The sequence below is a fragment of the Clostridium sp. 1001283B150225_161107_B6 genome (assembly GCF_015556325.1).
Classification (GTDB): domain Bacteria; phylum Bacillota; class Clostridia; order Lachnospirales; family Lachnospiraceae; genus Enterocloster.
Genome location: NZ_JADNMD010000016.1, coordinates 27,906 through 40,695, shown reverse-complemented (window position 1 = coordinate 40,695; position 12,790 = coordinate 27,906). Strand labels below are relative to the sequence as shown.

The window sequence follows — 12,790 nt, the reverse complement described above, 5'->3', positions numbered from 1 at the left end:
CGTCAGCCTATTATTTACAGCCCTTCGCTTTATATAGGTTGAACGTTCTTGCCGTACGTTTGCTTGATACCTCGTTGGATTAAGCGGCCGCGGGGAATGCTGGAATTGAAAGCTTATGCCACCTTTTCTGGTTTCCCATCCTCCTTCTGCTGAGACGTCATATAATTGATGGCTCTGTATAACCACTTTCTGTTATACCAGGATACTATATATTCAAAGACTTCTCTTCGGGCTTTCTTGAAGTTCTGGTACTCATACAGTTAGATACACTCTTTTTTCAGGAAACAATCCGAAGCCCCATCTTATTACTTTTTATTAACCGACTTTCGTATATATGCTATCCGAGTTAAATATACAATTTTAAAAAACTTACCTTGTATTTCGCTTTAGTAACAGTATACTCCTTAAAATTTCCAAAATCAATTCCAAATCCCCGATTTGGCGTTAAGATTGTGTGAAAATTTTAAAAAATAAACGTTTTTTTAACACTCTTTTCAGGACATCCATCTGCATTTTCATTGCTTGCCGTATCAAGGTTTACGACCGGCTCAGGAAAAACGGACATAACGGACCGGTTTGTTCCGGCGGATAAACAGGAAATGCCGCAGAATCAAGCTTGGACCTGACTCTGCGGCATCCGCAAAAATAAAAAATATGCAATTTAAAATGCGTCTGATAGGAATCGAACCTACGCACGCGGCTCCGGAGGCCACTGCTCTATCCACTGAGCTACAGACGCATCCCCATTATGATACACTATTTTCATTAAAACTTCAAGTCCTAATTTTACACTTTTATCCTTTTCTTCTTTCCCACCAGTTTAAACACGGAATCCATCAGGAACACCGCCAGGGCAATGGAGCCAGCAATCTGAAGGGTTTCCACAAGATAATACATGGATTCCTCCCTGCTGTTGCGGATAACATAGTACACGCTGTTATAGATGGATGTACCGGGGACCAGGGGAAGGATTCCCGGCACCAGAAACACACTGACCGGAGCCCTGAAAATCCTGGCAAACAGATGTCCCATAAGGGCCACGGACAGACTGGAGAGAAATGCTCCCAGAATCATGGAGCCGGTTCCTGCCTTTACCAGCAGATACACCAGCCAGCACACTCCGCCGGTCAGCCCTGACCAGCCCAGGTATTTCCTGGGCATCTCCAGCACCAGCCCGAAGCTGAGCACCGCCATAAACGAACCTGCCACCTGAATCGCAGCTACCATATTCCGCCTCCCCCTGTGAGCTGATGGAACAGTGCCATGCCTGCACCCACTCCGGCCGCCACTGCAAGAGCAGTCACCACTGCCTCCAGCATCCTGGCTGCCCCTGAGGAATAATCCCCGTTCAGCGTATCCCTTACCGCTGTGGTAAAGATAACACCTGGCAGCAAGGGCATGATGGCGCTGATGATAACCACGTCATTACTGGCCCCGGTCAGAATCCACCGGTTCATGGCCAGGGCAGCAATCCCGATGGTAAATGCCCCCAGACCGTTAACGCAGAAATCATTGAATCCCAAGCCTGATATGGCATATACCACCAGTCCCAGAATCCCGCCGATTGCAGCAGCCCCCAGACAATCCGCAGGACTCCCGCCAAGGACCACGCCGAAGAATACGGCGATAAACGCATAACTAAGGGCCTTCAACTCCCTTTTATACTGGCAGCTATCCTTTATTTCCTCCAGCTCCCGGTATGCCTCCTTAGGACTCATGAGGCCGCCGCACAGCTTCCTGGACACCTCATTCACACGGTATATCCGGTTCAGGTTGGTAGAACGCGCCTCCACCCTTCGCACCAGGGTCAGCGCCTCCCTGTCAGGGCTGTCCAGGCTCACAAATATGCCTGTGCTGAATACCATGGTCTGTGCATTCCTGCCATGGCAGCACCCCAGTATATAATGTATGGTTCCCTCTATCCTGGCAATCTCGGCTCCGCTTATCAGCATGATTTCCCCGGCCAGGACAGCGGTACTGGCTATCAGATGGTCCTCACTCCAATGATGTTCGTCCACTCGTCCCCATTCCTTTCTGAAACTATAATCGAGTATATCAGTCCCATGACCATCCGTCAATTTCATTTCTTGCCATTTTCCCGTCATTTCCCCACCATTCCCTCCCCCTGTAGTCAATAAAACGACAATACCTACTTAAAAACCCCGATAACATATAGTATTTTCCGCCTTGAACCGCTTTCCGGCAGCTTGGCAGCCCAAAAATCCCATTTTCATCTATTGACAAACATGTCCTTATGGATTAAGCTGGTATCAATTCATTTTATTTCTGATATTCACTTATATTTTTATATTCAGTTTATCCATCTTGTCATTATCCAAGGCGATTTCACCGGAAGTTTACCTTATTATCCAGTTCAGTAAGATATGGAACTGTTATTCAGTTTACATAAATAACATCAAAGGAGGTATACATTTGGTATACGAACAATTTTTAACTGCTGTAAAAGAACGCATGGAAGCAGCCCTGGGAGACAGCTATAAGCTGGAGCTGCGCAAGGTCCCCAAAAACAATGGGCTCATTCTGGATGGACTGTGCATCACCAGGGGAAATACCCATATCGCTCCTGCCATATACCTGAATCCCTGCTATGAACAGTACCGTGAGGGAAGGCCTTTAGACCATATTGCAGCAGAGCTTCTGGCTCTGTACCGTCAGAACGATACACCGCCTCCCCTGGATTATCAGATGCTGTCCGATTATGAGGGCATACGCTCTGATATTGCCTGCAAACTAATACATGCTGCCTCCAACGAATCCATTCTGGCGGACGTCCCCCATATACTCTGGATGGACCTGGCGATTGTATTCTACCTCTGCATCCATGAGGATGACACCGGCCTCATGACCGCCATGATTCACAACAGTCATCTGCGTATCTGGAACATTTCCCTGGAAGATTTAAAAAACTCAGCCCTTGCCAATTCTCCCAGGCTGTTTCCTCCTGTCATCTCCAGCATGTCATGTATCATCGAGGAGCTGAACCGCGAACTGAATCCCCATGTTCAGGAAACCGGGCCAAGGCCGGAAACTCCTGCCCCGTTTTACATACTCAGCAACCGTTCCGGCATCAACGGCGCTGCCTGCATCCTGTATAAGGATGTATTAAAAAACTTCGCAGATGGGGTGGAAAAGGATTTAATTATCCTTCCATCCAGCATCCACGAAGTTCTGCTGCTGCCTGACGACGGCGATATTTCCTATGGGGAGATGAGCCGGCTGGTGACCCACATCAACCGGTCCGAGGTCCCCAGGGAAGACCGCCTGTCCAATCAGGTATATCTCTATTCAAGGGAAACCGGAGCCATTACCCTTGCATCCTCCGGCCCTGTTTCCATCTGCTGAGTTCCAATCCTGTCCCCTCCGCTACATCTGCCATTCTTCTGCATGTTCCAGTATTGATTATCCGAATATCAGACTTCCCAACTGGAATACCAGCATAGCTCCCGCCCAGGCCACAGCCAGCTGGAACAGCACCATTCCTATGGTCCATCTCCAGGAGCCGGTCTCACGCTTAATCGTTGCCACTGCCGCGATACAGGGTGAATACAGCAGGCAGAATATCATCAGGGCATAGGCGTTTACGCCGCCAAATCCGGCCATGGCCAGCTGAGTGGATAACTCTGTCATACCGGCAGCGGAGTTCACATTATTGATTCCGTAGAGGACACTGAAACTGGATACAACCACTTCCTTTGCCGAGAGGCCGGAAATAAGGGCCACAGCCACCTGCCACTGTCCCAGGCCCGCGGGTCTTAATACCGGTACCAGGACATGACCGATGATTGCGGCAAAGCTGTCGGACACCTCCGACACAAATCCGTCCGGTCCCAGGTTTAATACAAACCAGAGCACAATGGACGCAATGAAAATCGTGGTTCCCGCCTTGCTGAGATAGTCCTTTACTTTATCCCACACATAGATGGCTACCGTGCGGCCGTTGGGCGTCTTGTACTCAGGCAGTTCTATCAGCAGCGCGTTCTGGGAGCTGTCATTTTTTCCATGGATATGTACAATAAAGGCCACCAGGATTGCCATGCAAAGACCGATGATATAGAGGGAGTATGCCACAATCAGAGCCCTGTCCGGAAAAAACATCTCAGCGAAAAGCACATAAATCGGCAGCCTGGCGGAGCAGGACATAAATGGCGTGATTAAAATAGTCCTCCGCCTGTCCTTCACGCTTTCCAGGGCTCTGGTTGCCATAACCGCGGGTACCGTACAGCCAAAACCCAAAAGCATGGGCAGGAACGCCTTTCCTGACAAACCCACCATGCCCATGGTCTCATTCATCACATAAGCCACCCTTGCCATGTATCCGCTGTCTTCCAGAAAAGCCAGGGCAAGGAACAGGATAAAAATGTTGGGCAGGAATGTAAGAATACCGCCCACCCCCGCAATGATACCATCCACAATCAGCGAGGTGAGCCACTGGGCTGCGTGGACACTGGTGAGAAACGACAGGACGGCACCGGAAAACATATCCAGACCCATCTGGAAATACTCCTTTAAAAAATCACCCACTGTAAATGTAAGGAAAAACACCAAGGCCATAATGCCCAGGAACACGGGAATTCCCCACACCGGATGGGTCATGAGCCGGTCCACCTTGTCCGTGGTGGCGGCCTTCTCATCCTTATTAAACAGGCATTCCTTTATGACCTCTTCAATATAGTCATATTTCTCATTGATGATTTGTTTTTCATAATTACGCGGAAGAATCTGCCCCGCATTATCCAGGGGATGGTCATCAATCACCACCTGGTCAAACTCCAGGAACTTAATGGCATGCCAGCGCATGTTGTCCATCTCGCCGTATTTTTTATACAGTGCCTCCTCAATCAGCCGGATTTTCTCCTCCACCTCCTGGCTGTAGCGGATAACCACGCCCTGGGGGCCCTCCTCATAATGGTGGACCACTGCATGCATCAGCACATCCAGCCCGGTCCGTTTTCTGGCCGATACCGGGACAACGGGAATCTCCCCCAGCATCTCCGGAAGGCGGTGCATATCGATTTCCATGCCACGTTCTTCCACAATATCCATCATATTCAGGGCCAGGATAACCGGTTTTTTCAGCTCAATGAGCTGCATGGTCAGGTACAGGTTCCTTTCCAGGGAAGAAGCGTCCACCACATTGATGATGACATCCACGCCGCCGTCCTCAATGCATTTACGGGTGACCTTTTCCTCTATGGTATAGGAAGTAAGGCTGTAGATGCCCGGAAGGTCTATAACCTTGATAGGGCGCCCTTTATAGCTGGTCTCTCCCTCCACGCGCTCCACCGTAACTCCGGGCCAGTTGGCAACCTTAAGTTTAGCACCGGTGAAGGCGTTGAATAATGTGGTCTTGCCGCAGTTGGGATTGCCCACAAATCCGACTGTGATGGGCGCCGTATCATCCCCATGCTGTTTTGGAGAATCCATCTTCTTTTCCCTGCTGTCTCCCAGTATCACACTGCCGTACGTATCTGTCCCATTTGCCCTTGCATGTCCGCTCATGATGCATGTTCCTCCCTGACCGTGATACCTTCGGACAGACGCTTTCCCAGCGCCAGACGCGTACCGCGCACTTTGATGATAACGCTGCCGCTGCCCTTCTTATTTAGTATATTCACAGGCGTCCCCTCGTTGACCCCCAGGGCCTCCAGACGTCTGGTAATGCTCTCATCCACCTGCACGCCCGATACAACGTATTGGCCGCCGATTTCACACTCATTCAGCTTTTTCTGCATTGCTGCCTGTCTCCTTTTGTAGTTGCATTTAAATCATATTCATTGTATGCTTATTGCGAAAAAATGTCAACAAAAAGAGTTTGTTATGACAAACTCAGATTCAAAAAAGATGCAGCGAATCTCTCCGCTGCATCTCTCCTGCATATTTAACTTATATTTTACTGCACCCAGGCTCCGGAACCATCCACATATTTTCCATCCGGTGTCCACGTATTGTAATACATGGCGCCGTTGGTACCCAGATAATAGTACTTGCCGTTGATGGCCTGCCAGCCGGTAAGCATGGCGCCGCTTGCATCTAAGTAATACCACTGGCCTCCCAGCCTCTGCCAGCCAATCTGCATGGCGCCGCTGCTGTCCAGATAATACCACCTGCCGTTAATGGCCTGCCAGCCGGTCTGCATCTCACCGCTGCCGTTCATGTAATACCACTTGCCGTTAATGGCCTGCCAGCCGGTCATCATGGTGCCGTTCGACGGATTCAGGTAATACCAGGTTCCGTCCAGCTTCTGCCATCCTGTGACAATATAGCCCTTGTTGTTGAAATAGTACCATGCCCCGTTAATCTGCTTCCAGCAGGATGCCGGATAACCGCCGGTATCATAGGCATACCACACGCCTGTGCCGTCCTGTTCCCAGTGCCCGCTGCCGCCATAGCGGCCAATCTCATCCTCGTCAATAGACAGGGAACCGGAATCCTCGGACCATTCGCCAGTCTTATTATTGTAGCGGGAAATCGCCCTTACACGGAAGGTATAGTCTCCTTCCCGGTTAAAATAGCCTGCAAAGTTATAGGAGGTTCCTGTGGTGCTCACTGTGGTGACTGTCTTGTCGTTGCGGAGCAGTTTTACATCATAGCTCTTGGCGCCCTCAATCTCCTCCCATTCAGCCGTGGTATCGTTCCACTCCAGGTCCGAAGCACCCTGAAGCTTACCGCCGATGCGTTTCAGCTCAGCGTACACCTCAATGTACTGGCCGTCATCGTAAATCTTTGCCTTCTTAAAATCCGCATTACATCCTGAAAGAGAGAAATGGCTCTTGGATGTGTAAGAGAACTTGTATCCGTCCTTGGCAGACAGCTCCACCTTTACCTCAGGTATGTCGCCTACGGTCCAGGTATCCTGGTCCTCAATATTGGTATACTCGGCAGAATCCACTTCAAATCCGCTGCTGCCCGCCTTAACTGTAATGTCTCCTATCTCATCTCCGCTCTCAGGCGCCTTTGAATAGGAAAAACTCAGCTTGACCGTGTCAATTTTCTTATCTGCCGCCAATGCCGGGAAACTGCCGCCCAATGCCATGGATGCTGCAAGCAGCAGACAGAGATAACTTTTTCTCCTCATAAAACATAACCTCCTCATCTATATTCGCAATTATTTGCTATTATTGCCTATCTTTATTATAAAGTAGAGGTTTCTTTTGTACAATTTAATAATCCTTAAAAGAATATTACATTTTTAGGTATATTGTTCCATGAGTTACAGAAAATTACAAGTCCTGCAGCATTTTCTTGATTTCTATCATTCTGTCACGCAGCCTTGCCGCTTCCTCGAAATTCAGTTCTGCTGCAGCCTGATGCATTTTCTTCTCCAGCTCCTTTGACAGCTTCTTTAACTCCTTCTCGTCCATGGACTCCGGGTCCTTCTTAAAGTGCTTATCATCTGCATCCACTGCCTTGGATATAGCGATTAAATCCCTGACAGCCTTCTTTATGGTGGTAGGAGTGATTCCGTGTTCCTCGTTGTATTTCTGCTGTATCTGGCGCCTTCGGTTCGTTTCCTCGATTGCCACGCGCATGGAATCCGTCACCTTGTCCGCATACATGATTACGTGGCCTTCGCTGTTGCGCGCCGCGCGGCCAACGGTCTGAATCAGTGATGTCTCCGAACGCAGGAATCCCTCCTTATCAGCATCCAGAATAGCCACCAGGGTTATTTCTGGTATATCCAGTCCTTCCCGCAGCAGGTTGATTCCCACCAGGACATCGAACACATCCATTCGCATGTCCCGGATAATTTCAGCCCGCTCCAGGGTATCAATATCCGAGTGGAGATATTTCACCCGGATGCCCACCTCCCTCATATAGTCGGTCAGGTCCTCTGCCATCCGCTTGGTCAGAGTGGTGATAAGCACCTTGTGGCGTGCTTCCACTTCCCTGTTTACCTCAGAAACCAGGTCATCAATCTGGCCCTCCACAGGCCGCACCGAAATTTCCGGGTCTAAAAGCCCTGTGGGACGTATGATTTGTTCCACCCTCATTAACTCATGCTCCGCCTCATAGACAGACGGCGTGGCGGAAACAAACATCATCTGGTTAATTTTAGACTCAAACTCAGAAAACGCCAACGGTCTGTTATCCAGAGCCGACGGTAGCCGGAAGCCGTAATCCACCAGCGTGGTTTTCCTGGACCGGTCCCCTGCATACATTCCCCGTACCTGGGGCAGTGTTATATGTGACTCGTCCACAATAATCAGGAAATCTTCCGGGAAATAATCTATCAGAGTACAGGGCGGTTCCCCTGGCAGGCCGCCGGTCAGATGTCTGGAATAGTTCTCAATGCCTGAACAGAATCCTGTCTCCCGCATCATCTCCACATCAAAGTTGGTCCGTTCCGATATACGCTGGGCCTCCAAAAGCTTATCCTCGCTTTTAAAGAATGCGACCCGTTCCTCCAGCTCCGCCAGAATGTTCTCTGTGGCTTCCATCATCTTCTCCTTTGGCACCACATAATGGGATGCCGGGAAAATAGCCACATGGCCCAGCTGCGCCCTGGTCTCATCGGTCAGCGTATCAATCTCCGATATACGGTCCACCTCGTCCCCAAAGAATTCCACCCGGTAGGCCACACCATCTGAGTACGCAGGATAAATGTCCAGCACATCGCCCCTTACCCGGAACGTTCCCCGCTTAAAGTCCATGTCATTGCGGTCATACTGGATGTCAATGAGCTTGTGGATGACCTCGTCCCTGTCCTTAATCATGCCTGGCCTCAGGGAAATAACCATCTCCTTGTAATCAATGGGGCTGCCCAGACCGTAGATACAGGATACGGAAGCCACGATAATCACATCCTCCCGCTCGGACAGGGCAGCGGTGGCGGAATGGCGCAGCTTGTCTATCTCATCATTAATAGAAGAATCCTTTTCAATGTAGGTGTCCGAGGATGGGACGTAGGCTTCGGGTTGGTAGTAGTCGTAGTAAGACACAAAATACTCCACCGCATTGTTGGGGAAATATTCCTTGAACTCGCTGTAGAGCTGGGCTGCCAATGTTTTGTTGTGGGCAATAATCAGGGTAGGCTTGTTTAGGGCCTGGATGACATTGGCCATCGTGAAAGTCTTGCCGGAACCAGTGACACCAAGCAGGGTCTGGAATTGGTTGCCTTCTTTAAAGCCTTCTACAAGGGCTTCAATTGCCTGCGGCTGGTCGCCGGTGGGCTGGTATTCGGATACTAGTTCAAAATGGTCCATATGGGATTCCTTTCTCACTTTTATTTTGAAAAACATTTCATCTTTTATCGTTACCGAAATGTTTTATATATGTTTCACATGTTAGATACCTCTGTCTATGACACTGTCTTTTGCCATTATACCAAAGTATAAAATAAAAGTACAGAGCAAAACCGAATGTTTGTTCTGTACCCTTATATTACCATCTGAAACCCTGCCTTTTCTCCTGCCTGCCCCCATAGGTTACATCATACTCAGGTCATATCATCCCTAAGCGCATCCATAATATTCTCCTTCCTAATCTTTCCCGCAGCATACACAATCGTAATGAAAACAACAAGAAATACCCCCAGTACGCTGACTGCCATGGTACCCCATGGAAATGCAAAGGCAAAATCATCCAGCCGTTCCACGGTTGTCATTCCCTTGTAAATCAGCCATGAAATCAGTCCCGATATGGGAATCCCCCACATAAGCGTCCTCATACCGTAAAAAGCACATTCAAAATACATCATTTTGTTGAAATCACGGTCAGACATTCCCACGGAGCGAAGCATGGCAAGCTCACGCCGCCGGAGCCGGATATTGGTTGATATAGTATTGAACACATTGGCAACTGCAATCAGGGATATCATAGTAACAAAAACATAGGTAAATACATCCACCACAAAGGTGGCGCTGCGAAACAGGTCAACAGCGGAGGACAGATTGAGAAGCACATAGCCGGAGGAAATTCCCTGCTCATCAATCATTGACTGCATCTGCTCCATGGACTGTGACGGTCTTTCCGACCAAAAGGTCATACCATACGTCTGCGGCTGACCCGGCAGTTCAAACTGCGGTTTCATCTGCCACGGTATCACCGCCATAAAATGATAAGCAGGCATTGGCGCAGATGAATCCCTGGGCAGCGGGTCCAGCGGGTAGGAATCCACAAAGGTGGCCTCCATCATTTTCTCCTGTTCCCCTGAATCAGAGATAAGAGTGAAGTTCATGGTACTGTTTGTAAAACAGGTGGTATGGTCGGTTGTGTCTGCCCCCACTATCAGAACCTTGGCCTCCAATCCGCTGTACTGTGACTCATCCAGTCCAAGGCTTTTAATAAAATCATAATATACAGAATCCTCAATAAACTGTATATCCAGAGGGAATTCCAGCCGTTCCCCCAAGCTCTGCTCTCCTGAAGTCCCTTCCCCCATAGCTCTCCGGTAATCCTCCGAAAAATCCTCCGGAAAATCCCCGGTCGCGCAGCGGCAGGCCTGATTGGACTGATAGGTACTCCTGTAAACACGGCCGGCGTTTTTCAGTCTTCCGTACAGTGAGAACATTTCCTCTTCCCCCATTTCATGTGTATAAAAGGAAATATCGCCGTCCATTTCAACTGTGTATTCTTTTGCAAGACGTTTCAAAGTGGTTCCAAAAGCACTGCCCGATACAAGCAGCACAACACTCAGTGTAAGGGACAGGACAACACTGCGGTAGCGCCTTTTATTTCTCTTAAAATTCCTCAGGGCCAGGGTCCCCTCCACTCCCCAGATTCGCTGTACCAGCCCTGAGGTGTTCACTGCCCCGGATTGTATTTTTATCTCGCCTGTCTGTCGGATGCAGTCCATCACCGGAGTTGCGGCAGCCTTCCTGGCCGGAATATAAGCTGAAATCAGCACTGTAACCAGACTGACAGCCGCTGCTGCAATAAGTGCAGGAACAGACACCGCCAGGGACAGCGGTACCGTACTGTTGATAATCGTACTGAAATTGTCTGCAACAACAGGGAGTATCAGCCCGATACTGCCTATGCCTGCCAAAATACCAGCGGGTACGCCTGCCATACCCACACATAATCCCTCAAACAGCACCGAATTCCTCAGCTGCCTGGCCGTGGCACCCACCGACATGAGAATGCCAAACTGGTGTGTACGTTCATTGAGGGAAATGTTAAAAGAATTATAAATCAGGAAAATAGAACCCAGCATAACAATAGCAGTCAGAATACTGCTGACAGTGTACAAAAGCGTATTAAACAGCTTATTATCCGAAGCCCCCATAAAGCGCAGCACATCATCATTGAGGGCATATTCCTTTGTTTTGTCCATACCTGACGTGTAATTCCTGACATTTCGGGGATTCTTAAGGGTAACAAAAAGGCTGAAGCTGTCCTCCCGTCCCTCTGTATCTGACTTTGTAATCAGGGTATATCCCGGCGCAGCGTGTTCCTCAAATCCCGGCCGTTCACAGATACCCACAACCGTGTATGTTTCCTCAGCCGTGTTTACCAGATGTTCTCTCCCGGCTTGATAGACATCATGCTGACTGAGTATTTCCCCCTGCGACATCCGCTCTCCCACTTCCAGGGTAAGGACATCGCCAGTTGATATGCCGACTCCGGCCTTGACAGCAATGTGGGATGGAACAAGAACTTCACCGCTGTTTTCCGGCAGTCTGCCGGATATCAGGGTGACTGGCAGGGTTTCAAAGGTTTTATCATTGAATCCGGAAATGAACAGATACGGTTTTTCAGGGCTTTTCCCACCCTCCAGCATGGCATAGCCAAGGTTTGCAGACACAGCTGTGTCTTTTACTTCTCTGTCGCTTGTCCGCGCCTTCACAAAGGAGGAATCTGCATTTGCAAATTCCACATGCCAGCCGCCGTATTTCGCAATGGAAGCATTTGTCATATAGCTTAACAGGGAAGTGCCAAAGGTGGCGACGGCCGTAATCATGGCGGATGACAGAATCACTCCCGCAATTGTAACAAGGGTCCGTGTGCGGTTCTTTTTCATTCCCTCCAGGGCAGCTTTATTGAAGATGTTCATGCCTTGCCACCTGCCTCTCGTCCCGTACCACCCTTCCATCGGCAATGGTAATGATACGGTCAGCCTGTAAAGCAATGTTTTCATCGTGTGTGACAAGAATCAGAGTCTGACCGTACTTTTTATTGCTCTCTCTCAGCAGTCTGATGATTTCCTGTCCATTGCGGCTGTCCAGGCTGCCTGTGGGCTCATCTGCCAGCATGACCTGCGGGGCGTTCATAAGGGCGCGGCCAATGGCCACACGCTGCTGCTGTCCGCCTGAGAGCTGGTTCGGCAGATGGTCCCTCCGCTCCTTAAGCCCCAGCAATTCCAGCAAATCATTTAACCGTTCTTCATTGACCTTCCGTCTGTCCATTAAAATGGGAAGTGTAATGTTTTCCACCACATTCAGGGTGGGGATGAGATTGTGAAACTGGTAAATCAGCCCCACCTGCCGTCTGCGGAATATGGCTAATGTCTCACTGTTTCCCGCATATACATCCTGACCGTCCAGATACACCTTTCCCTCTGTGGGCACGTCCACTCCCCCAATGGCGTGGAGCAGGGTGGATTTCCCTGAACCGGAGGAGCCGATGATTGCAGTAAAATCACCCTTCTCAATGGTAAGGGAAACATGGTCCAGCGCAGTTACCTGGTTTTCTCCCCTGCCATAGACCTTGCATAAATTTTCAACCTTCAAGAACTCCATTATGTGAGCCTCCTTTTCCTGTGGTCTACCCATATAATAGAACATTCCCCTTACATTCCAGTGACTTTTCAGTGACGGATTCGTCACTT

Annotated in this window: 9 protein-coding genes and 1 tRNA gene; 1 reads left to right on the top strand and 9 read right to left on the bottom strand. The window is 49.4% G+C overall.

Annotation, left to right across the window (positions count from 1 at the left end; all coding sequences use genetic code 11):
• Positions 1-667: 667 nt before the first annotated feature.
• The 3 genes from I2H39_RS25765 to I2H39_RS25755 all read right to left on the bottom strand — a co-directional run bounded on the left by I2H39_RS25765 (position 668) and on the right by I2H39_RS25755 (position 2,084).
• A tRNA-Arg gene (locus I2H39_RS25765) sits at positions 668-739 on the bottom strand.
• A 47-nt stretch (positions 740-786) separates the two neighbouring features.
• Complete coding sequence (locus tag I2H39_RS25760; protein WP_138308937.1) at positions 787-1,227, bottom strand: threonine/serine exporter family protein; 441 nt, start codon at positions 1,225-1,227, stop codon at positions 787-789.
• Positions 1,221-2,084: a threonine/serine exporter family protein gene (locus tag I2H39_RS25755; RefSeq protein ID WP_227147486.1), complete on the bottom strand. Its 864-nt coding sequence runs from the start codon at positions 2,082-2,084 to the stop codon at positions 1,221-1,223. The genes I2H39_RS25760 and I2H39_RS25755 overlap by 7 nt, the downstream gene beginning before the upstream one ends.
• A 349-nt stretch (positions 2,085-2,433) precedes the next feature.
• On the opposite strand from I2H39_RS25755, the gene I2H39_RS25750 reads away from it, so the two are divergent.
• A complete protein-coding gene (locus I2H39_RS25750) occupies positions 2,434-3,363 on the top strand; it encodes a DUF5688 family protein (protein WP_195627883.1) in 930 nt (309 codons plus the stop codon).
• A 57-nt stretch (positions 3,364-3,420) separates the two neighbouring features.
• Here I2H39_RS25750 and feoB read toward each other — a convergent pair whose 3' ends face one another.
• The 6 genes from feoB to I2H39_RS25720 form a co-directional block, all read right to left on the bottom strand.
• Entirely contained in the window at positions 3,421-5,445 is a 2,025-nt protein-coding gene (gene feoB, locus I2H39_RS25745; RefSeq protein ID WP_347708609.1) for a ferrous iron transport protein B, read from the bottom strand.
• 71 nt (positions 5,446-5,516) lie between these two features.
• Complete coding sequence (locus tag I2H39_RS25740; protein WP_138308943.1) at positions 5,517-5,753, bottom strand: FeoA family protein; 237 nt, start codon at positions 5,751-5,753, stop codon at positions 5,517-5,519.
• A gap of 158 nt (positions 5,754-5,911) precedes the next feature.
• Positions 5,912-7,096, bottom strand: a complete 1,185-nt coding sequence (locus I2H39_RS25735; protein WP_195627881.1) for an N-acetylmuramoyl-L-alanine amidase family protein — start codon at positions 7,094-7,096, stop codon at positions 5,912-5,914.
• A 145-nt stretch (positions 7,097-7,241) separates the two neighbouring features.
• Positions 7,242-9,224 (bottom strand): excinuclease ABC subunit UvrB, encoded by a 1,983-nt coding sequence (gene uvrB, locus I2H39_RS25730; protein ID WP_195627880.1) that lies wholly within the window; start codon positions 9,222-9,224, stop codon positions 7,242-7,244.
• A 233-nt stretch (positions 9,225-9,457) separates the two neighbouring features.
• Complete coding sequence (locus I2H39_RS25725; protein WP_195627879.1) at positions 9,458-12,016, bottom strand: ABC transporter permease; 2,559 nt, start codon at positions 12,014-12,016, stop codon at positions 9,458-9,460.
• A complete protein-coding gene (locus tag I2H39_RS25720) occupies positions 12,000-12,701 on the bottom strand; it encodes an ABC transporter ATP-binding protein (RefSeq protein WP_138308957.1) in 702 nt (233 codons plus the stop codon). The genes I2H39_RS25725 and I2H39_RS25720 overlap by 17 nt, the downstream gene beginning before the upstream one ends.
• Positions 12,702-12,790 lie beyond the last annotated feature (89 nt).